The 20,595-nt window shown below is 75.8% G+C and carries 22 protein-coding genes; 12 read left to right on the top strand and 10 right to left on the bottom strand.

The window, feature by feature from the left end; genetic code table 11:
- The first annotated feature begins 246 nt into the window (after nt 1-246).
- The gene (locus QNH85_RS10080; RefSeq protein WP_213282812.1) at nt 247-549 is read left to right on the top strand and encodes a WhiB family transcriptional regulator; all 303 of its coding nucleotides are present in this window, start codon (nt 247-249) and stop codon (nt 547-549) included.
- Between the two features lie 218 nt (nt 550-767).
- Here QNH85_RS10080 and groES read toward each other — a convergent pair whose 3' ends face one another.
- Entirely contained in the window at nt 768-1,064 is a 297-nt protein-coding gene (gene groES, locus QNH85_RS10075) for a co-chaperone GroES (RefSeq protein WP_213282811.1), read from the bottom strand.
- A 231-nt stretch (nt 1,065-1,295) separates the two neighbouring features.
- On the opposite strand from groES, the gene QNH85_RS10070 reads away from it, so the two are divergent.
- On the top strand, nt 1,296-2,495 hold the full coding sequence (locus QNH85_RS10070) for a class I SAM-dependent methyltransferase (protein ID WP_282946194.1): 1,200 nt from the start codon (nt 1,296-1,298) through the stop codon (nt 2,493-2,495).
- A complete protein-coding gene (locus tag QNH85_RS10065) occupies nt 2,492-3,640 on the top strand; it encodes a glutamate--cysteine ligase (RefSeq protein WP_282946193.1) in 1,149 nt (382 codons plus the stop codon). The genes QNH85_RS10070 and QNH85_RS10065 overlap by 4 nt, the downstream gene beginning before the upstream one ends.
- 38 nt (nt 3,641-3,678) lie before the next feature.
- Here the strand turns inward: QNH85_RS10065 and tsaD are convergent, their stop codons facing one another.
- Nucleotides 3,679-4,737 carry a tRNA (adenosine(37)-N6)-threonylcarbamoyltransferase complex transferase subunit TsaD gene (tsaD, locus tag QNH85_RS10060; protein ID WP_282946192.1) on the bottom strand — a complete coding sequence of 353 codons (1,059 nt, stop codon included), beginning with the start codon at nt 4,735-4,737 and terminating at the stop codon, nt 3,679-3,681.
- 106 nt (nt 4,738-4,843) lie between these two features.
- Here tsaD and QNH85_RS10055 point away from each other — a divergent pair, with 106 nt between their 5' ends.
- The gene (locus tag QNH85_RS10055; protein WP_282946191.1) at nt 4,844-5,491 is read left to right on the top strand and encodes a malonic semialdehyde reductase; all 648 of its coding nucleotides are present in this window, start codon (nt 4,844-4,846) and stop codon (nt 5,489-5,491) included.
- A 92-nt stretch (nt 5,492-5,583) separates the two neighbouring features.
- Here QNH85_RS10055 and rimI read toward each other — a convergent pair whose 3' ends face one another.
- The 3 genes from rimI to dacB form a co-directional block, all read right to left on the bottom strand.
- A complete protein-coding gene (rimI, locus tag QNH85_RS10050; protein WP_282946190.1) occupies nt 5,584-6,060 on the bottom strand; it encodes a ribosomal protein S18-alanine N-acetyltransferase in 477 nt (158 codons plus the stop codon).
- Nucleotides 6,057-6,770, bottom strand: a complete 714-nt coding sequence (tsaB, locus tag QNH85_RS10045) for a tRNA (adenosine(37)-N6)-threonylcarbamoyltransferase complex dimerization subunit type 1 TsaB (RefSeq protein ID WP_282946189.1) — start codon at nt 6,768-6,770, stop codon at nt 6,057-6,059. Before tsaB ends, rimI begins: the two co-directional genes overlap by 4 nt.
- Before the next feature lie 110 nt (nt 6,771-6,880).
- Nucleotides 6,881-8,266, bottom strand: a complete 1,386-nt coding sequence (dacB, locus tag QNH85_RS10040) for a D-alanyl-D-alanine carboxypeptidase/D-alanyl-D-alanine endopeptidase (protein WP_282946188.1) — start codon at nt 8,264-8,266, stop codon at nt 6,881-6,883.
- Between the two features lie 215 nt (nt 8,267-8,481).
- On the opposite strand from dacB, the gene QNH85_RS10035 reads away from it, so the two are divergent.
- On the top strand, nt 8,482-8,979 hold the full coding sequence (locus tag QNH85_RS10035) for an inorganic diphosphatase (RefSeq protein WP_213281274.1): 498 nt from the start codon (nt 8,482-8,484) through the stop codon (nt 8,977-8,979).
- Between the two features lie 78 nt (nt 8,980-9,057).
- On the opposite strand, the gene QNH85_RS10030 is transcribed toward QNH85_RS10035, so the two are convergent.
- The gene (locus QNH85_RS10030) at nt 9,058-10,434 is read right to left on the bottom strand and encodes a C40 family peptidase (protein WP_282946187.1); all 1,377 of its coding nucleotides are present in this window, start codon (nt 10,432-10,434) and stop codon (nt 9,058-9,060) included.
- 525 nt (nt 10,435-10,959) lie between these two features.
- On the opposite strand from QNH85_RS10030, the gene QNH85_RS10025 reads away from it, so the two are divergent.
- The 5 genes from QNH85_RS10025 (at nt 10,960) to QNH85_RS10005 (ending at nt 16,435) form a co-directional block, all read left to right on the top strand.
- A complete protein-coding gene (locus QNH85_RS10025) occupies nt 10,960-12,279 on the top strand; it encodes a bifunctional o-acetylhomoserine/o-acetylserine sulfhydrylase (protein ID WP_282946186.1) in 1,320 nt (439 codons plus the stop codon).
- Nucleotides 12,280-12,362: 83 nt separating this feature from the next.
- Nucleotides 12,363-13,541: a homoserine O-acetyltransferase MetX gene (gene metX / locus QNH85_RS10020; RefSeq protein WP_282946185.1), complete on the top strand. Its 1,179-nt coding sequence runs from the start codon at nt 12,363-12,365 to the stop codon at nt 13,539-13,541.
- Between the two features lie 84 nt (nt 13,542-13,625).
- Nucleotides 13,626-14,444 (top strand): maleylpyruvate isomerase N-terminal domain-containing protein, encoded by an 819-nt coding sequence (locus tag QNH85_RS10015; RefSeq protein WP_282946184.1) that lies wholly within the window; start codon nt 13,626-13,628, stop codon nt 14,442-14,444.
- Nucleotides 14,445-14,461: 17 nt separating this feature from the next.
- On the top strand, nt 14,462-15,424 hold the full coding sequence (locus QNH85_RS10010; protein WP_282946183.1) for a zinc-binding dehydrogenase: 963 nt from the start codon (nt 14,462-14,464) through the stop codon (nt 15,422-15,424).
- Between the two features lie 42 nt (nt 15,425-15,466).
- Nucleotides 15,467-16,435: an alpha/beta hydrolase gene (locus QNH85_RS10005; protein ID WP_282946182.1), complete on the top strand. Its 969-nt coding sequence runs from the start codon at nt 15,467-15,469 to the stop codon at nt 16,433-16,435.
- Between the two features lie 3 nt (nt 16,436-16,438).
- Here the strand turns inward: QNH85_RS10005 and QNH85_RS10000 are convergent, their stop codons facing one another.
- Together QNH85_RS10000 and QNH85_RS09995 are read right to left on the bottom strand one after the other, a co-directional pair.
- The gene (locus tag QNH85_RS10000) at nt 16,439-17,542 is read right to left on the bottom strand and encodes a restriction system modified-DNA reader domain-containing protein (RefSeq protein ID WP_282946181.1); all 1,104 of its coding nucleotides are present in this window, start codon (nt 17,540-17,542) and stop codon (nt 16,439-16,441) included.
- Nucleotides 17,543-17,726: 184 nt separating this feature from the next.
- Nucleotides 17,727-18,020, bottom strand: coding sequence for a thiamine-binding protein (locus QNH85_RS09995; RefSeq protein ID WP_282946180.1), 294 nt, complete (start codon nt 18,018-18,020; stop codon nt 17,727-17,729).
- Between the two features lie 166 nt (nt 18,021-18,186).
- Here QNH85_RS09995 and QNH85_RS09990 point away from each other — a divergent pair, with 166 nt between their 5' ends.
- Entirely contained in the window at nt 18,187-18,606 is a 420-nt protein-coding gene (locus tag QNH85_RS09990; protein ID WP_213281265.1) for a DUF4383 domain-containing protein, read from the top strand.
- Nucleotides 18,603-19,238 (top strand): hypothetical protein, encoded by a 636-nt coding sequence (locus QNH85_RS09985; RefSeq protein WP_282946179.1) that lies wholly within the window; start codon nt 18,603-18,605, stop codon nt 19,236-19,238. Before QNH85_RS09990 ends, QNH85_RS09985 begins: the two co-directional genes overlap by 4 nt.
- A 79-nt stretch (nt 19,239-19,317) precedes the next feature.
- On the opposite strand, the gene rplA is transcribed toward QNH85_RS09985, so the two are convergent.
- Both rplA and rplK read right to left on the bottom strand, forming a co-directional pair.
- A complete protein-coding gene (rplA, locus tag QNH85_RS09980) occupies nt 19,318-20,037 on the bottom strand; it encodes a 50S ribosomal protein L1 (RefSeq protein ID WP_282946178.1) in 720 nt (239 codons plus the stop codon).
- Between the two features lie 97 nt (nt 20,038-20,134).
- Nucleotides 20,135-20,566, bottom strand: a complete 432-nt coding sequence (gene rplK / locus QNH85_RS09975) for a 50S ribosomal protein L11 (protein ID WP_213281262.1) — start codon at nt 20,564-20,566, stop codon at nt 20,135-20,137.
- Nucleotides 20,567-20,595: the final 29 nt, after the last annotated feature.

Raw genomic sequence — 20,595 nt, 5'->3', positions numbered from 1 at the left:
GGTCAGCGCGACGGGACCAAGCGCGTCACCTGCGGACCACCGCCGTCGCGCCCTGAAGCGATTCGCCACCCAACCGCGTCAGATCGGATGGCGACACGGTCTTGAACAACTGCTGACTCGGTTGTACTGTCCTCATCAGTGCAGTTCAGCGCCGCGCCAGGGACCTCGGTCCCAAGGGAAGCGGCCGGACTGTCGGACAGCACGATTCACCCGACGGCACACGCCGTCGCAGGGACGGAGGACCACATGGCCGAGATCTCCCGCCTTCCGGGACCCGTGATGGAGCTCTGGGAGTGGCAGTACCAGGGCGCCTGCCGGGACGCCGACCAGGACCTGTTCTTCCACCCGGAGGGCGAGCGCGGCGCCGCCCGCCGTCGCCGCGCCGAGGCGGCCAAGGCCATCTGCGCCACCTGCCCCGTGATCAACGAGTGCCGCGAGCAGTCGCTCGCCGTGCGCGAGCCGTACGGCGTCTGGGGCGGCCTGTCCGAGGACGAGCGCTCCGCCCTGCTCGCGAGCCGGGCCGGCCGCACCCGGGCCGAGGTCGTCTGACCCACTTACCTCGCGACGGCCACGCAGCGGTGGGATACCGCGGTGGCCGTCGCGTCCTCCTGAGCCCGGGCCCGAGGCACGGGCCGCCCACCGTGGCGACTGCACAGCGGTGCGATACCGCTCCGGCCGCCTGACACGACGACGAGGCCCCCTCCGCGTGCGGAGGGGGCCTCGTCGTGCGTCACCGGGCCGTCACGTCGTGGACGGCCCGGGCGGTGTCACTTGCTGACGATCGCCAGGACGTCGCGCGCGGAGAGGATGAGGTACTCCTCGCCGTCGTACTTGACCTCGGTGCCGCCGTACTTGCTGTAGATGACCTTGTCACCGACCGCCACGTCCAGCGGGACGCGGTTGCCGTTGTCGTCGATGCGGCCCGGGCCCACGGCGAGGACCTCGCCCTCCTGGGGCTTCTCCTTCGCGGAGTCCGGGATGACCAGACCGGAGGCGGTCGTCTGCTCCGCCTCGAGCGTCTTGACGACGATGCGGTCCTCGAGCGGCTTGATGGAGACCGACACAGCGGACCTCCCCTTCGCGTGTGAGTGCTGCCTGATGTCCTTGTCGCCCCGTCCGGCCGGCCGTCGTCGCGGGTGCCGGCAGCCGTGCGGTGCGCTGGCACACTCGCTGGGAGAGTGCCAACACGCACTCTAGGAAGCGGTTAGCACTCGGTCAAGGCGAGTGCCAGCATCGCGGGGGACGTCCGGCCGGCGCGTCGGCGCTGCAGGGGCCGCCCGTGCGAGGATCGCCGGATGGACCAGTCCGGCCTCGCGAAGCTCCTCAGCCCCGAGGGCTGGGCCCTGCTCTCGGCCCTGCCGCCGTACGACGACGCGCGGGCGATGGCGCTGTCGGAGCGGCTGCGCAAGGACGGCCTCGACGCCGACCTGGTGGCCGCCGCCCTCACGCAGTCGCGCCTGCGGGCCCGCGCGCACGACAAGCTGGGCGAGTTCGCCGACGGCATGCTGTTCACGCCCGCCGGCCTCGAGCAGGCGACCCGGCTCGTGGTCGCCGCGCGGCACGCCCGCCGGTACGTCGCCGCCGGGGTGCAGCGCGTCGCCGACGTGACCTCCGGGATCGGCGCCGACGCGATGGCGTTCGCGGGCGTGGGGCTGCGGGTGCTCGCGGTCGACGCGGACGAGACGACCGCCGCGCTCGCCACCGTGAACCTGCGGCACTTCCCGGAGGCCGAGGTCCGGCACGGCGACGGGCTCGCGCTCGACCTGGCGGCCGAGGGGGTCGACGGGGTCTACGCCGACCCCGCCCGCCGCACCGCGGGCGGCAGCCGGGTGCACGACCCGGCGGCGTACTCCCCGCCGCTGGACGCGGTCCTCGCGCTGCGCGAGCGCGTGCCGGCCCTCGGGCTCAAGCTCGGGCCCGGCGTCCCGCACAGCGCCCTGCCGCACGACGCCGAGGCGCAGTGGGTGTCCGTCGACGGCGACGTCGTGGAGCTCGGGCTGTGGTTCGGCCCGCTGGCCCCCGACGGCCCCGGCCGCTCGGCGCTGCTGCTCGGCGCGGGCGGCGGGTCCGCGGTGCTGCGCGCGGGCGACGCGGAGGCCCACGCGCACCCGCCCGTCGGCGACGTCGGCGCGTACCTCTACGAGCCGGACGGCGCGGTGATCCGCGCCGGGCTCGTCGCCGAGGCCGCCGCCGAGGTGCAGGGACGGCTCGTGGACCGCACCATCGCCTACGTGACCTCCGACGCGCTGCACGCGACGCCGTACGCCACGGCCTACCGGGTGCTGGACCAGCTGCCGTTCGGCCTGAAGCGCCTGCGGGCGTACCTCCGCGAGCGCGACGTGGGCAGCCTCACGATCAAGAAGCGCGGGACGGCCGTCGTCCCGGAGCAGCTGCGCCGCCAGCTCGACCTGCGCGGGTCGACCAGCGCCACCGTCGTCCTCACCCGGGTCGGGGGCCAGCAGCAGGTCCTCCTCGTCGAGCCGGTCGCCGCATGACCACGCCCGCCCGCCTCCCGTTCGCGACGTCGGCGCGGTCCAGCGTCGGCATCGAGTGGGAGCTCGCGCTGGTCGACGCCGACTCGGGCGACCTCCGCCAGGTCGCCAGCACCGTGCTCGACGCCGTGCGCCCCGCCGACGGCGGCGAGCACCCCGCGATCCGCCAGGAGCTCCTGCTCAACACGGTCGAGGTCGTCTCCGGGGTGTGCCGCACGGTCGGCGAGGCCGGCGCGGACCTGCAGCGCGCCGTCGACGAGGTGCGGGCGGTCACCGACCCGCTGCGCGTCGAGCTGATGTGCGCCGGCACGCACCCGTTCGCGCGGTGGGCGCAGCAGAAGGTCACCGACAAGCAGCGGTACGCGACGCTGATCGACCGGACGCAGTGGTGGGGCCGCCAGATGCTCATCTACGGCGTCCACGTGCACGTCGGCATCGAGGACCGCGACAAGGTCCTGCCGATCTCCCGCGCGCTGCTCACCTGCTTCGCGCACCTGCAGTCGCTGTCGGCGTCGAGCCCGTTCTGGGGCGGCAAGGACACCGGCTACGCCTCGAACCGCGCCCTGATGTTCCAGCAGCTGCCGACCGCCGGGCTGCCGTTCCAGTTCGAGCGGTGGGAGCAGCTGGAGTCCTACGTCGGGGACATGCTGCACACCGGGGTCATCGACGCGTTCGACGAGATCCGGTGGGACGTGCGGCCGTCCCCGCGGTTCGGGACCATCGAGACCCGGATCTGCGACGGTTCCCCCAGCCTGCTGGAGGTCACCGCGCTCGCCGCGCTCACCCACTGCCTGGTCGAGCACTTCTCGACGATGCTGGACCGCGGCGAGGCGCTGCCGACGGTGCCCCCGTGGTTCGCGCAGGAGAACAAGTGGCGCTCCGCCCGGTACGGCATGGACGCGATCATCATCACGAACGCCGCCGGGGACGAGGAGCTCGTCACCGACGCGGTGGGCCGCCTGCTCGTCGAGCTGGAGCCGGTCGCCGAGCGGCTGGGCTGCTCCGCGGAGCTGGACGCCGTGCGGGTCATCCTCCGCAAGGGCGCGTCGTACCAGCGGCAGAGGGCGGTGGCCCGGCGCAACGCCGGCGAGCTCGACGCGGTGGTGGCGTCGCTCGTCGCGGAGATGCGGGCGGGCCGGCCGCTCTGACGCGGGGCGTCAGGGCGCCGGGTGTCGCACGCCGGGTGTCAGACGGTCACGGTCTCCAGCGGCATCGTCGAGTCGACGCCGATCCCGAGGCCCGAGGCCGGCAGCCCCCGCCGCACCACGGCGGCCCCGAGCGCGGCGATCATCGCGCCGTTGTCGGTGCAGTACTTGATCGGCGGGATCCGCAGGTCGATCCCGGCCTCCGCGCACCGCTGCGCGGCGAGGTCCCGCAGCTGGGAGTTGGCGGAGAAGCCGCCGCCGATCACGAGCGTGTCGACCCCGTGCCGGCGGCACGCGGCGATGGTCTTCGCGGTGAGCACGTCGGCGACGCTCGCGGCGAAGGACGCCGAGACGTCCTCGAGCGGGATCTCCTCGCCGGCGTCCTCGCGGGCCTCGACCCACCGGGCGACGGCCGTCTTCAGGCCCGAGAACGAGAAGTCGTACGCGTGCTTCTCCTGGTCCTTCGCGGCGGTGAGGCCGCGCGGGAACCGGATGGCCTCGGGGTTGCCCTCGCGCGCCAGCCGGTCGATGTGCGGGCCGCCCGGGTACGGCAGCCCGAGCAGGCGGCCCACCTTGTCGAACGCCTCCCCCGCCGCGTCGTCGAGCGTCGACCCGAGCTCGTGGACGCCGGTGACGATGTCGTCCACCAGCAGCAGGCTGGAGTGGCCGCCGGACACGACCAGGGCCATGACGCGGTCCGGGAACAGCCCGTGCACCAGCTCGTCGACCGCGGCGTGCCCGATGACGTGGTTGACGCCGTAGAGCGGGACCCCGAGGCCGTACGCGAGGGCCTTCGCCGCGGCGGTGCCGACCGTGAGCGAGCCCACCAGGCCCGGGCCCGCGGTGACCGCGACCGCGTCGACGTCGGCGAGCGTCACGCCCGCGGTGCCGAGCGCGCGCTCGACGGTCGGGATCATCTGCTCCAGGTGCGCGCGGGACGCGATCTCCGGGATGATCCCGCCGAACCGGGCGTGCTCGTCCATCGACGAGGCGACCGCGTCGACGAGGAGCTCGCTGCGGTCGGGGTGGGCGCGGACCAGGGCGACCCCGGTCTCGTCGCAGGACGTCTCGATCCCCAGGACGAGCGGTGCTTCGGGCATGGTGCCCATCTTAGGTTCGCGCGCGCAGTGGCCTGATGCGGCCCGGTGTGACCCAGTTCACCCAGGCAACTGGAATGTCCCGGGTTGGTTGTGGATTCAACCGACCATGAGCATCGACACGCCCACGCCGACCGACCCGACGGAGCTCCGCGTCCCGAAGGAGGTCGCCGATCTCGTCTTCCGTGCCGCCCGGACCGTGAACACGTTCACCGACGGGGAGGTCACGGACGAGCAGATCCGCGCCGTCTGGGACGTCGTCCGCTGGGGCCCGACCGCGATGAACTCCCTGCCGCTGCGCCTGCTGCTGGTCCGCTCCCCCGGGGCCCGCGAGCGCCTGGTCGCCCACATGGCCGACGGCAACAAGGCCAAGACGCTGCGCGCGCCGCTCAGCATCGTCGTCGCCGCCGACCTCGACTTCCACGAGCAGCTCCCGCGCCTCGCCCCGCACATGGCCGGCGCGCGCGAGAACTTCGCCGCCGCCGAGCCGGTGCGGGAGCGGATGTCGCGCGACAACGCCTTCCTGCAGGCCGGCTACCTCATCGTCGGGCTGCGCGCCGCCGGGCTGCACGTCGGCCCCATGACCGGGTTCGACGCCCCCGGCCTGGACGCCGACCTCTTCGCCGGGACGCCGTGGCGCTCGATCATGGTCGCGAACGTGGGCACCGCCCCCGCGGAGCACGAGGGCCTCGGCATGCCGGCCTCGCACCCGCGCCAGGGCCGCCTCGACTTCGAGGACGTCGCCCGCACGATCTGACCCTCCGGCACGACAGGGCCCTCGCCACGCGGCGGGGGCCCTGTGTCGTCCCGGGGGCCGGCGTCGTCCCTGTGTCGTCCCGGGGGCCGGCGTCAGGCCGGCGGGGCGACCCGGCGGCGCATCGTCCACGCGTCGACGTTCTCGGGCTGGTAGTAGCCCTTCCGGCGGCCGAACCGCTCGAACCCCGCGCGCTCGTACAGCCGCAGCGCCGGCTCGTTGTCGACCCGCACCTCGAGCAGCACGTCCCCGGCGCCGAGCTCGCGGGCGTGGTCCAGCAGCGCGTCGAGCAGCTGCCGGCCGACGCCGCGCCCCTGCGCGTCCGGCCGGGTGCCGACGGTCATCACCTGCCCGTCGTACCCGTCGAACCACAGCCCCGCGTACCCGAGCAGCTCGCCCGACGCCCGGTCCTGCGCGCCGACGTACCAGCGTCCCGGGCCGGTGAGCTCCTCGGCGAGCGACGCCCGCGACCACGCGCCGGCCCCGAACAGCACGCGCTCCAGGTCCTCGAGGGTGTCCAGGTCCGCGTCGGTGAGCGGGCGCAGGACGACGTCCGCGGGGGCACCCGTCACGCGCGCGCCCGCTTCGCCGCGGCCGGCGGCACCGCGTCGGGGCGGCGCAGGTACAGCGGCTCCGTCGGGAGCGTCACGCCGTCGCCACCGGCGGCCAGCCGGGTCAGCGCGACCCGCGCCAGGTCCGCGGGGTCCACGTCCGCGGGCGCGCCGTCGAGGGCCGGCAGCAGGTCCGGGTACAGCCCGGTGCCCTGGCCGACCAGCGCGGCGCCGTCCAGCCCGCGCTCCGCGAGCGCCGCCGGGGCCTCGACCGCGGGGCCGGCCACCAGCTCGACGCCCGGCTCGGTCCCCGCGCCGACGACGGCCCGGTAGCGCGCCCAGTACACCTCGCGGCGGCGGGCGTCGGTGACCACCAGGAGCTCCCGGTCGCCCAGGTCCACCGCGCCGTCGGCGGCGGCGCGCACCGTCGCGAGCGCCACCGCGTCGAGCGACGAGACGCCGTGCACGGGGATGCCGAGCGCGAGGCCGAGCGTCCGGGCCGTGACGAGGCCGACGCGCAGCCCGGTGAACGGTGCCGGGCCCGTGCCCGCGACGACCGCGGTGAGGTCGCCGCGCGCGACACCCGCCTCGGCGAGCACCGCGTCCACCAGGGGAGTGAGCGCCTCGGCGTGCCGGCGCGTCTCGCCCGAGGACCGGGTCGCGAGCGTGCGCCCCCGGTCGTCGACGACGGCGGCGGAGGCGGCGGCGGGGGGCGAGGGGGGGGGGCACACCCGAGGACGGCACGCGCACGGCCCCGGCCCCGGCCGAGGGTGGATGGTTCGGACGGACACGCCCACGGCGTGCCGGTCGGAACCGTCCACCCGGCGAGCGTCCCCGGACCTCAGCGGCAGCCGCAGGCCGCGAGCTGGGTGACGAAGCCGTCGAGCGCCTGGCGCGGCTGGTACTGGCCCACCGCGCCGGTCTGGTCGGCCATCAGCACGAACAGCAGCATCCGGCCGTCCGCGTCGAGCACCTGCCCGGCCAGGGACGTCACGCCGGCGAGGCTGCCCGTCTTCGCGCGGACGAGGCCCGTGGCGGGGCCGGACGTGAACCGGTCCGCGAGCGTGCCCGTGAGCCCGCCGATCGGCATGCCGGTGCCGACCTCGCGCAGCTCGGGGTGCGCGGGGTCGACCACGAGCCGCAGCAGCCCCAGCAGCAGGTCGGGCGGCAGCGCGGAGCCGTCGGCGAGGCCGGAGGCGTCGGCCAGCACGGCGCCCGCGGTGTCGACCCCGCGCGTCTGCACGGTGCGCAGCACGGCCTGCGTCGCGCCCTCGAAGCTCCCGGGCAGCCCCAGGTCGAGGGCGACCATGCGCGCCACGACCTCGGTGATGGTGTTGTCGGAGGTGTCGAGGAAGTAGTGCGCGACCTCGGCGACCGGGGCGGACGACACGACGCCGAGCACGTCGCCCGTCGCGGGCTCCCGCACCCGGGCGGGCGTCCCGGTGACGGTGATGCCGACCTCGGCCAGCCGGGCCGCGAGCACGGTGGCGGCGTTCATCGCGGGGTCGGCGTGCCGCGGCGGGTACTCCCCCGCGGTGATCTTCGCGATGTCGACCGCCACCGACGACACGGGCGCCACGTAGCCCATCGCGATGTCGGCCGGGTCCCAGCCGGGCGCGAGCGCCGGACCGCTGAACAGCGTGTCGTCGACGGCCAGGGAGACCGTGTCCCGGCCGACGAGCCGCAGCTGGAGCGCCACCTGCGCCGCGAGGTCCGCGAGCCCGGCCCGCCCGTTCACCGCGTCCTCGTCGCCCGCGCCGGGGGCCAGCATCATGTCGCCGCCGCCGACCAGGACGATCTGGTCGCCCGGACCCTGCCGCACGGTGGTGTCGAACGTGCGGTCCGCCCCGAGCTGGGTGAGCGCGGCGACGCCCGTGACGAGCTTCGCGGTCGACGCGGGCGTGCGCGGGGCGTCCGCGGCGTGCTGCGCGAGCACCTCGCCCGTCAGCCCGTCCGCGACCACCACGCCGGCCGACGGGCCGACCCGCGGGTCGGTGACCAGCGCCTGCACGAGCGCCTGCACCTGCGCCCCGCCGGGCGCCGGGACCGCGGCGTCGAGGTCCGCGAGCACCTGCGCCCCGGCGGGGTCGGCGGCTGCTCCGGGCACCTCGGGGAACGGCGCCGCGGGGGCCGGCACCGGCGCGAGCGTCACCACGCCGGGCACCACGTCGTACGCGTCCGCGGTGGCGTACCCGCCGGCCGCGAGCACCGCCACGAGCGCGGTCACGCCCACCGTCCTGGCCGCCCGTGCCACCCGCCCACCTGCTTCCCGTGCCTGCCGGTCCCTGCCGGTCCGTGCCTGTCGACCGCTCCGGGCCCTGCCGTCGCCGTCCGTGCGTCACACTAGGTGCTGAGGCGCGGCGTGCCGCCACCTGGCACGCCGCCGTGATCAGCTGCCCGCGGGTCCGACGCGCGTCGGACCGCGGCGACGAAGGAGCGGGTGTGGAGTTCGACGTCACGATCGAGATCCCGAAGGGCCAGCGGAACAAGTACGAGGTGGACCATGCGACCGGCCGGATCCGGCTCGACCGCATGCTGTTCACCTCCACCCGGTACCCGGACGACTACGGGTTCATCGACGGCACCCTCGGCGAGGACGGCGACCCGCTGGACGCGCTGGTGCTGCTCGAGGAGCCCACGTTCCCCGGCTGCCTGATCCGGTGCCGCGCGCTCGGCATGTTCCGCATGCGCGACGAGGCCGGCGGCGACGACAAGGTGCTGTGCGTGCCGACCGGCGACCAGCGGGCCGCGTGGCGCCAGGACATCGACGACGTGTCGGACTTCCACCGCCTGGAGATCCAGCACTTCTTCGAGGTCTACAAGGACCTCGAGCCCGGCAAGTCCGTCGAGGGCGCGCACTGGACCGGCCGCGCCGAGGCCGAGGCGGAGATCGAGCGCTCCCGCCAGCGCGCGATCGACGCGGGCTACGACCAGCACTGACCCCGCACGCCAGGAGCCCCGGCACGCGCACGGCGTGCCGGGGCTCCTCGCGTCGCGCCTGGCGTCAGGGGCGGCCGGTCACGGGCGACCGGCGTACGTCATGGTGCCGGAGTAGCGCATCGACGCGATCCGGACGGGCGTGCCGGGCTTGGGCGCCTCGATGATCTGCCCGCCGCCGATGTACATGGCCACGTGGTAGACCGAGCTCGCGTCGTTCGGGTTCGTCCCCCAGAACACGAGGTCGCCCGGGCGCAGCTCGTTGTACGAGATCTTCTTGACCTGCCGGTACTGGTCCCGCGACGTGCGGTTCAGGCTGACGCCCGCGGAGCGCCAGGCGCCCTGGGTCAGGCCGGAGCAGTCGTAGCCGTTCGGGCCGGTGCCGCCCCACACGTACGGCAGGCCGATCTTGGTCCGCGCCCACGCGATCGCGGCCTCGGCGCTCGACGTGGAGCCCGAGGACGAGCCGGGGCTGACGGGCGGCGGCGTGACCGGGGCTTCGTGACGGGCGGGTCGACCGGCGGGGCCGTGACGGGCGGGGTCGTCGTCGCGGGCGGCGGCGTCGTGACCGGCGGGTGCTGGGCGTCGACGGCGTGCTCGGGGTCGAGGGCGTCGACGGGCTGGCCGGGGTGGACGGGGCCGGCGTGGTCGCCGCCGGGGTCGCGACCTGCGTGCGCTGGGCGAGGGCGGCGGCCTCGGCGCGCTGGCGGCGCTCGGCGTCGATCTGGTCCTGGCGGGCCTGCTCGCCGGGGCGCTGGTGCTCCGGGCCGCGGCGAGCTGGACGATGAGGCCCTGCCGCTCGGTCTGGGCGGACGCGACGGCCGCGTCGGCGTCGGACTGCGCCTGCTCCGCAGCCTCGAGCGCGGTCTGCGCGTCGGCGGCGGCGGTCTCCTGCGCGGCCGCGGCGGTGTCGGCCTGCTTCTTCAGCGTGGTCGCGACCTGCTCGGCGGCGAGGTAGGACTGCACGGCCTCGTCGGCCTGGCTGCTGACCTTCGACAGCGCCTCGCTGCGCTCGACGACGTCCTGGAACCCGTCGGACGACAGGAGCGCCTGCACGGTGTCCATGGAGCCGCCGGACCGCGCCGCCTGCCGGGCGATGGCGACGAGCGTGGCCCGTGCCTCCTCGAACTGCTCGGTCGCCTGGTCGTACTGCTGCGCGGCCGCCTCGGAGGCCTGCTGCGCCGCGGCGAGGTCGGCCTGCGCCTGGGCGTAGGTCTCGCCCGCCTGCGCGACCTGGATCTCCGCCGCCTCGGCCTCGGTGCTCAGCTGCGCGAGCCGCACCTCGATGCCGGCGATCGCCCCGGACGCGCTGGTGACGGCCCGCTGGGCGTCCCGCACGTCCTGGTCGGTCACGTCGGGGTCCGCCAGGGCCGCACCGCTCGCGGGCACGAGGAGCACCGCCGCCGTGATCACCGCGGCAGCGCTGCGCGCCGCGCGCGCTCGTCCGGTCGTCCGCACCAGGTCCACCCTTCGTCGTCGGTGCTCCGTGGCGGCGCGTCGTGCGCCCGCCGCGGCTGCCGGTCCACCGGCTCGCCCCGCGGGAACGCTACCGGCGAACGTCACAGAAGTGAACACGAGTCACACCGTTCACATGAGTCACATCGGCGTGGTTCGGGACGAACTGGACAGGTTCGGCGACAAATCACCCGGCTGGGCGATGCCGGCGCGATGACCAGCGCGATCGCGCCCGCACAGTGGACGGCGCATCTCAGATGGCAAGACGCCTGTTCCGGCCACGCCCCGCTGCTCCGTACTGTGAGCCGCATGTCCCGCCGAATGTGTCGCTGACCAGCGCACGCTCGGCTGTGCCCGCAGGCCGTCCCCGGCCCCGCGGACCCGGCTCCCCCGCCACCGACACCGTCCGTCGCGCGGGGCGGCCGCACACCGGCAGCCCCGGCCCGGACCCCTCCTGGCACGACGCGCGTGCGAACCCCCGCAGCAAACCCTCCCGCGCCGCCCGCACCCCCTCACCCAGGAGCCACCATGACCCAGCAGCAGTGGTCGTTCGAGACCCGCCAGATCCACGCCGGCCAGACCCCCGACGCCGCCACCGGGGCGCGCGCCCTGCCGATCTACCAGTCGACGTCGTTCGTGTTCCCCGACGCGGGGGTCGCCGCCGACCGGTTCGCCCTGAAGGACCTGGGCCCGATCTACACCCGCATCGGCAACCCGACCGTGCAGGCCGTCGAGGACCGGCTGGCCTCCCTGGAGGGCGGCGTGGGCGCGCTGCTCGTCGCGTCCGGCCAGGCCGCCGAGACGTACGCGATCCTCAACGTCGCCGAGGCCGGCAGCCACGTGGTGGCGAGCCCCAGCCTCTACGGCGGCACGTACAACCTGCTGCACCACACCCTCCCGCGCTACGGCATCGAGACCACGTTCGTCACGGACCCGCACGACCCGCAGGCCTGGCGCGACGCCGTGCGCCCGAACACCAAGGCGCTCTTCGCCGAGACGGTGCCGAACCCGAAGCAGGACGTGCTCGACATCGAGACGGTCGCCGGCGTCGCGCACGAGGCCGGCGTCCCGCTCATCGTCGACAACACGGTCCCGACCCCGTATCTGATCCGCCCGCTCGAGTGGGGCGCCGACGTCGTGGTGCACTCCGCGACCAAGTACCTGGGCGGGCACGGCACCGCGATCGGCGGCGTGATCGTCGACGGCGGCACCTTCGACTTCGGCGCGGACCCCGAGCGGTTCCCGTCGTTCAACCAGCCCGACCCGTCCTACGACGGCCTCGTGTTCGCCCGGGACCTCGGCAAGGACGGCGCGTTCGGCGTCAACCTCTCCTACGTCCTGCGCGCGCGGGTCCAGCTGCTGCGCGACCTGGGCGCGGCGATCAGCCCGTTCAACGCGTTCCTCATCGCTCAGGGCCTGGAGACGCTGTCGCTGCGCATCGAGCGGCACGTGGCGAACGCCCAGGCGGTCGCCGAGTGGCTGGAGGCGCGCGACGACGTCCTGTCCGTCACCTACGCGGGCCTGCCGTCGCACCCGCAGTACGAGCTCGGCCGCAAGTACGGCCCCCGGGGCACCGGCGCGGTCCTGGCGTTCGAGATCGCGGGCGGGGCGGAGGCGGGCCAGGCGTTCGTGTCGGCCCTGGAGCTGCACTCCAACGTGGCGAACATCGGCGACGTCCGCTCGCTCGTCATCCACCCCGCCTCGACGACGCACAGCCAGCTCACGCCCGAGGAGCAGGCGCTGTCCGGCGTCACCCCGGGCCTGGTCCGGCTGTCCGTCGGCCTGGAGGGCGTCGAGGACATCCTCGCCGACCTCGACGCCGGCTTCCGCGCCGCCAAGGGGGCCTGAGCGCCCCCGTGACCTCCCCCACCACCCCGACGGGCGCCGTGACCACCGCGGCGCCCGTCGGCGCGCCCCCGTCAGGACGTCCTGTGCCCGAGCCCCGCACGACCACCCCGCACCAGCCCCGTCGCCGCGCGGAGCCCGACGTCCCGCCCCGGGCGTCGTCCGCCTGGCGCGACGGCGACCCCGTGGGCCGTCGCCAGTTCCGGGACCTCGGCCCGCTCGACCTGGAGGCCGGCGGGCACCTGCCCGCGGTGCGGATGGCCTACGAGACCTGGGGCACGCTCGCGCCCGACGGGTCGAACGCCGTGCTCGTGCTGCACGCGCTGACCGGGGACTCGCACGTCACCGGCGCCGCGGGCCCGGGGCACCCGACGCCGGGCTGGTGGTCGACGCTGGTCGGGCCGGGGGCGCCGATCGACACCGACCGCTGGTTCGTCGTCGCGCCGAACGTGCTGGGCGGCTGCCAGGGCACCACCGGCCCCGCGAGCACCGCTCCCGACGGCCGCCCGTGGGGCAGCCGGTTCCCCTGGCTGACCGTGCGGGACCAGGTCGCCGCGGAGCTCCGGCTCGCCGACGCGCTCGGCATCGGGTCCTGGGCGCTCGTCGTGGGGGCGTCGATGGGCGGGCAGCGCGCGCTCGAGTGGGCCGCCACCGCTCCCGGCCGGGTCCGGCGGCTCGCCGCGATCGCGACCACCGCGCAGACGTCCGGCGACCAGATCGCGTCGTTCCACACCCAGCTGTCCGCCCTCGCCGCGGACCCGCGGTTCCGCGGCGGCGACTACTACGACGCGCCGGACGGCGAGGGGCCGCACGTCGGCCTCGGGCTGGCCCGGCAGATCGCGCACCAGACGTACCGCAGCGCCGCCGAGCTCGACCAGCGGTTCGGCCGCATCCCGCAGGGCGGCGAGGAGCCGCTGGACGGCGGCCGGTTCGCGGTGCAGTCCTACCTCGACCACCACGGCGACAAGCTCGCGCGCCGGTTCGACGCCAACACCTACGCGGTGCTCACCCGGTCGATGATCACGCACGACCTCGGCCGGGACCGCGGCGGCGTCGAGGCGGCGCTCGCCGGCGTCACCGCGGACACCCTGGTCGTGGCCGTCGACTCCGACCGGCTGTTCCTGCCCGAGCAGTCCGCCCGGATCGCCGCCGGCGTCCCCGGGGCCGGCCCCGTCCGCACGCTGCGCACGCCGTACGGCCACGACGGGTTCCTGATCGAGCACGAGCAGCTCGGCCCGCTGGTCCGCGCGCACCTGGAGCGGTGAGCCGGCCGGTCGCGGCGCGCCGGTCGGCGGGCGGCACGGCGCGCGGCCGGGTGCGGCGCGCGGCGCGCGTGCCAGGCTGAGCCCATGGCTCGCACCGGGACCGAGGACGTCGCCGCCCGCACCGCCGTGCTCCGGCGGCAGTGGCGCACGCTGCGCGCGTGGGTGGGTGACGTGCTCGACGCGGACACCGCCGGCACCCCCAGCGTGCTGGACGGCTGGTCCGTCGCCGACGTGGTCGCCCACCTGGGCCGGGCGATGAGCGCCCTGGCCGACTGCGAGCCGGTCCCGCACGGCACCGTCCCGCTCAGCCTCGCGGAGTACCTCGGGACGTACGCCGGCCGCGCCGACGACATCGACCGGGTCACCCGCGAGCTGGCCGCCGAGATCGCCGACGACCCGCTGCGCCACGTCGACGCCCTGGTGGCGCGGGCGTTCGCCCGCCTCGACGAGCTCGGCCCGCAGGACCGCGTGGTGCAGGCCCGCCGCGGCCCCGTGCTGCTGTCCACGATGGTCGCCTCCCGGGTGACCGAGCTGGTCGTGCACGCCGACGACCTGCAGCGCTCCCTCGCCCGCGCCCGCGGGGCGGCCCCCGGCTCCCGCGCGGAGCTCGGCACGGGCGTCGGCCCGCTGCCCCGGGTCGGCGCCGTCGGTGTCGGCGGCGCGGTGGACGAGCCCGGCGGCGGTCCCGTCGACGGCGACGCGCTGGACCTCGTGTCCCGCGAGCTGCTGCGGATCGTGCAGGCGCGCGGCGGCTGGGACCTGGAGATCGTGCAGCCGCTGACCTGGGTGCGGCTCGCCGCCGGGCGCGTGCCCTACGACGTCGACGTGCTGGCGGCGGCGCTGGCCCCCCGGTTCACGTCCGACGCCGTCCCGGACCTCGGTCGCATGCTGCCCCTGCTCTGAGGGCTAGGGTCGGGACCGTGCTCGCCGCCCTCGTGACCCGGTTCGCGCCCGACGACCCGCTGGCCGGGCTGACCGTCGGGGAACACCCCGCACCGGAGGCCCGCGAGCACTGGACGACCGTCGACGTCCGGGCGGCCGCGCTCAACCAGCACGACCTGTGGTCCCTGCGCGGCGTCGGCCTGCGGGCGGAGCAGCTGCCGATGGTGCTCGGCACCGACGCCGCGGGCGTCACCGCGGACGGCCGCGAGGTCGTTCTGCACGCGGTGATCGGCGGGGCGAGCGGCCACGGCGTCGGGCCCGCGGAGCCACGGTCGCTGCTGTCCGAGCGGTACCCGGGCACGCTGGCCGAGCGGGTGGCCGTCCCCACGTGGAACCTCGTGGACAAGCCCGCCGGGCTGTCGTTCGTCGAGGCCGCCTGCGTGCCGACCGCCTGGCTGACCGCGTACCGGATGCTGTTCACGACGGGCCGCGCGCAGCCGGGCCAGCGGGTGCTGGTGCAGGGCGCGGGCGGCGGCGTCGCCACGGCGGCGATCCGGCTCGCCGCCGCCGCGGGGCTCGAGGTCTGGGCCACGAGCCGCGACGAGGGCCGGCGGGCGCGGGCGCTGGACCTGGGCGCCGCCGGAGCGGTCGCGCCGGGCGAGCGGCTGCCCGGCCGGGCCGACCTGGTGATCGAGACGGTGGGCGCCGCGACCTGGTCGCACTCCGTGCGCTCGGTGCGCCCGGGCGGCACGATCGTCGTCGCGGGCGCCACCACCGGCGACCCCGCCGCGATGGAGATCCAGCGGCTGTTCTTCCTGGAGATCGCGGTGCTCGGCGCCACCATGGGCAGCCGGCAGGACCTCGAGCAGCTGCTGGAGTTCCTCGCCCGCACCGGCGTGCGGCCGGTCGTCGACTCCACGGTCCCGCTGGCCCGGGTGGGCGACGGCCTGGCACGCTTGGCGCGCGGCGAGCAGTTCGGCAAGGTCGTCGCCGAGGTCTGACGCAGCCGCCGACGACGCGGACGCACGACGCAGGGGGTGGGCATGGCGGGCCGCTGGCGCACGGACGTCCTCGGCGAGGACTACCGCGTCCGGACGATCGAGCTCGCGCCCGACGACGAGGGCGAGGTCGTCGCCTCCCTGGTCCGGTACGCGCCGCCGACCCCCGAGCCGATCCGGCCCTCGCGGGCGGTCCTGTACGTGCACGGCTGGTCGGACTACTTCTTCCAGACCGGGCTCGCGGAGTTCTGGCACGCGCAGGGTGCCGCGTTCTACGCGCTCGACCTGCGCAAGTACGGCCGCAGCCTGCGCCCCCACCAGACTCCCGGCTACGTCGACGACCTGCGCACCTACGACGAGGAGATCGAGGCGGCCCTGGACCAGGTGCACCGCGACCTCGGCCGCCGGGCCCGCGTCATGCTGATGGGCCACTCGACCGGCGGGCTGGTGACGGTCCTGTGGGCGAACCGGCACCCGGGGCGGGTGCACGGGCTGGTGCTGAACTCCCCGTGGCTGGAGCTGCAGGGCGCCGCGGTGGTCCGGCACGCCAGCGCCCCGGCCATCGCGCGGCTCGCGCGCATCCAGCCGAAGACGCCGCTGCCCAACATCGACCCCGGCTTCTACGCCCGCACCCTGCGCGCGTCCGACGGCGGGGAGTGGACCTACGACGAGACCTGGCGGCCCACCCCGTCGTTCCCGGTGCGCGCCGGCTGGCTGGCCGCGGTGATGGCCGGGCACGCCGAGGTCGCCCGAGGCCTGCACATCACGTCGCCGGTCCTCATGCTCGCGTCCACCCGGACCGTCATCAGCCCGCGGTGGAGCGAGGACATGCGCGCCGCGGACATCGTGCTGGACGTGGAGCTGCTGGCGCGGCGGTCCGTCCAGCTCGGCCCGCTGGTGTCCGTGGTGCGGATCGCCGGCGGGGTGCACGACCTCACGCTGTCGCCGGCCCCGGTGCGGGCACGGCTGTACGCCGAGATCAGCCGGTGGACGGCGGCCTACGGCTGGTCGTGAGCGTCAGACGACGCCCGCCGCCTCGCCGAGCGTCGGGCCGTCGTCGCCGCCGACCCGCCACACCCGCCAGCCGTCGGTGGGCCGCTCGAGGTCGGCCGCCTCGGTCGCCGCGGCGCCGGGGTCCGCGTGCACGCCGCCGCCCGGCAGCTCGATGAGGCCGTCGGTGCGCAGCGTGGCGACCAGCCGCTGACCGCGCCGGACGCGGAGCCACACCAGCTCGGTCGGCCGGCCCTCGGCGGCGGCGATGGCGGCGAGCGACGGCACCGGGGTGCGGTCGGCCTCCGGGGCGACGGCGGGCAGGAGCGTGGTCTCGTCCGCGCGTGCGGGCTCGGTCCGCGCGGTGGGCGCAGGGTCGGCCGGGCGGGGCTCGGGCGCGGCGTGCCGGTGCGGCCCGGCCGCGTCGGACGCCGGCCGGGGCACGACGGGGGTCGGGTCGGACGCCGGCCGGGGCACGACCGGGGTCGGGTCGGTGACGGCCGCCCCGGAGGCGCGGGGCGCGACCTGGATCGACCCGGTGCGCGGCCCGGGCTCGACCGCGCGGCGCTCGCCCGCGGTGCTGGACCGCAGCGGGGACACGTCGACGTAGCGGCGCCCGCCGGGGCCCTGCGTCACGCCGAGCCGCAGCACCTCGACGTGCGCGCCGGCGGTGACGAAGTCGACCGCCTCGAGGACGCCCTCGGTGACGTCCGCGCACACGATCACGAGCCGCACGCCCGTCGCGGCGGGCGCCTGCGCCTGCAGGATCGGCGCCCGGTCGCGGAACACCGCGAGGTCGGGCTCGAACGCGTCCGCCCCGCCGGAGTACATGCGGGCCAGGTCGGCGCGGCTCAGGCGGGCGGCGCCGCCGGCGTGCCGCAGCGCGCGCACCAGCCCGGCCTCGTCCAGCTGCTGCACGACCTCGACCACGACGGGCCGGGTCGCGGCGTCGAGCGCCAGCAGGTGCGGGCCGCCGGAGCCGCCCTCCCGGACGGGGAGCACCTGCTCGCCGAGCAGCGCGGCCACGTGGTCGGTGACCAGCGTCGCGGAGTCGACCTCGAAGGAGTCGGCCCGGGGCCGCATCGGCTGGACGAGACTGCCGCGCCCGCCGTCGAGCTCGAAGATCGCCATCAGTACGCTGCTTCCCTTCCTGCGTCCCGCGCGCCGCCGGACGGCTGCCGCGCCGCGGCGCAGGCCCTGTCACCGGTGCGCCGGAGCGCACTCACCGCACGGCAGTCTGTCACCCGCCCGGGCCGCCCAGGCCCGGGACCCACCCATCTGCACCAGATGTCCACGCCACCGCGTGCGGCCGCGCTCAGGACGAGAGCCGGGCCTCCAGCCGCTCGACCTTGCCGGTCAGCTCGCCGGTGTGCCCAGGCCGGATGTCGGCCTTCAGCACCAGGCTCACCCGCCCGGCGTGCCGGCCCACCGCCTCGGCGGCACGGCGCACGACGTCCATGCACTCGTCCCACTCGCCCTCGACGGTGGTGAACATGGCGTCGGTGCGGTGCGGGAGCCCGGACTCGCGGACGACGCGGACGGCGTCCGCCACGGCCTCGGTCACGGACTCGCCCGCACCGAGCGGGGACACGGAGAAAGCCACGAGCATGCCTCCACCCTGGTGCAGCGCCGGCCCGGCGTCCAGGCCCGGGCCCGAACTGCCCGCCGACGCGACGGATCACCACCCATCCGTGGGCGCCACCGCTCCGAACCCCCGACGCGTGCAGCACCGCGCGCACCGTCTGCGGGGACGCACCCCGGGAGGAGACATCACCATGGGACAGTCCGCCAACCGCCTCGTCGGGGGCATCTTCGGCGCCGTCTACCTGCTCGTCGGCATCGCCGGGTTCCTCGTGAGCTCCGGCGCCGCGTTCGCCGGCACCGAGGGCGGCACGCTGATCGTGTTCGAGGTCAACCCGCTCCACAACATCGTGCACCTGGCGATCGGCGCGGTCCTGCTCGGCGCGGCGACCGCGTCCGTGCCCGCCGCCCGCGCCGCCAACACCACGGTCGGCGGGGTGTACCTGCTCGTCGGCCTGCTCGGGCTGTTCCTGGTCGGCTCGTCCGCGAACATCCTGGCGCTCAACGGCGCGGACAACGTGCTGCACCTCGGCAGCGCCGTGCTGCTGCTCGGCGTCGGCCTCGCCGCCGACAAGCAGGCCGCGGGCTCCCGCGTCGCGGCACGCCGGGCATGACGGCCACGCTCGCCGGCCGGGTTCCGCTCGCAGGCCGGGCGCCGCGCACCGGCCGCGCGGCCGGCCGGTCCCGGCCGGCGGGCGAGCCCGGGGCGGGCGCCGCCGCGACCGCCGAGGGGGCCCTCGAGCAGACCGCGCGGCTCTGGGCCGGGCTCGGGGCCCTCGGGCTCGGCCTCGTCACGGAGGGCGTCGCCGCGGGGCACCTGGCCCGCCACCCCGGGGCCGGCGTCGCGCTGGCGGCGGTCGGGCTGGCCGTGCTCGGCTGGGCCGTCGCGGCGCTCCGCGGCCCGGTGCGCGGCCCGGCCGCGGCCGTCGGGGCCCTGCTGCTGGTCGGGCCCGCCGTGCTGCTGGCCGCCCCGCTCACGCAGACCCGCCCGACCGCCGCGGAGGCCGCCGCCCTCGCCCTCGGGCTGGGCACGGCGATCGCCCTCGCGCTCGGCCGCCGGGCCGCCACCGCACCCGGCCCGCGCCGCGCCCTGGGCCCCCGCGGTCAGGCCGGGGTGCTGGCCGCCGGCGCCCTGCTGGTCGCGCTCGTCACCGTCCCCGGGCTCGCCGCGACGGAGGCCGGGGCGCACGCCGTCCCGCACGGCTCGCACGGCCTGCCCGCCGAGCAGGGGCACGCCGGGCACTAGCCCAGGGGCGACCCGGACGACCGCAGGCCCGGTCCCCCACGACGGGGGACCGGGCCTGCGGTACGGGTGGGACGGGGCGTCAGGCCGCGTCCTCCTCCGAGGTGAGGTTCCGGGTCTTGCTCTGGTCGACCAGGATGCCGGGGCCGTTCGTGGTCGAGACGGTCGCCTTGCTGATGTAGCGACCCTTCGACGCGGACGGCTTGAGACGCAGGATCTCCTCCAGCGCGGCGGCGTAGTTCTCGACCAGCTGGGTGTCCGAGAACGACGTCTTGCCGATGATGAAGTGCAGGTTCGCGTGCTTGTCGACGCGGAACTCGATCTTGCCGCCCTTGATCTCGGTGACGGCCTTGGCCACGTCCATCGTCACGGTGCCGGTCTTCGGGTTCGGCATCAGGCCACGGGGACCGAGCACCTTGCCGAGGCGACCGACCTTGCCCATGAGGTCCGGGGTCGCGACCGCGGAGTCGAAGTCGGTGTAGCCGGCCGCGACCTTCTCGATCAGCTCGTCGCCGCCGACCTCGTCCGCACCGGCGGCGCGGGCCTGCTCGGCACGCTCACCCGTCGCGAACACGATCACGCGGGCGGTCTTGCCGGTGCCGTGCGGGAGGTTGACGGTGCCGCGCACCATCTGGTCGGCCTTGCGGGGGTCGACACCGAGACGCATCGCGACCTCGACGGTCGCGTCGTACTTCGTGGTCGAGGTCTCCTGGGCCAGGCGGATCGCCTGGAGGGGGGCGTAGACCTCGCCCGGCTCGATCTTCTCGGCCGCGGCGCGGTACGCCTTGCTGTGCTTCGCCATCTGCTCTCTCTCTTCTTCAGCAGTCGTGGTCGTCGGGCCGCACAGGGCCCTGCCACTGCCCCGCCCGGGACGTCCCCGGGCGGGGGTCGTACGAGGGTCAGGCCTGGACGGTGATGCCCATCGAGCGCGCGGTGCCGGCGATGATCTTCTCGGCGGCGGCGAGGTCGTTGGCGTTCAGGTCCTCGAGCTTGGTCTGCGCGATCTCGCGGACCTGCTCGGCGGTCAGGCTGGCCACCTTGGTGGTGTGCGGCGTGGGCGAGCCCTTGTCGACACCGGCGGCCTTCTTGATGAGCTCCGCGGCCGGCGGGGTCTTCGTGATGAAGGTGAAGGAACGGTCCTCGTAGACCGTGATCTCCACCGGGATCACGTTGCCGCGCTGGGCCTCGGTGGCCGCGTTGTAGGCCTTGCAGAACTCCATGATGTTGACGCCGTGCTGACCGAGCGCGGGGCCGATCGGCGGCGCGGGGGTCGCCGCGCCGGCCTTGATCTGGAGCTTGATGAGGCCGGTGACCTTCTTCTTCGGGGGCATGAGCCACCCTTTCTTGTCTCGTGGGCCGA

Origin of the sequence: Cellulomonas endometrii (genome assembly GCF_949769265.1) — a bacterium.
In the GTDB taxonomy this organism is placed as follows: domain Bacteria; phylum Actinomycetota; class Actinomycetes; order Actinomycetales; family Cellulomonadaceae; genus Cellulomonas; species Cellulomonas endometrii.
Note: the sequence above shows the minus strand (reverse complement) of the source record. Positions and strands in the feature narration are given on the sequence as shown.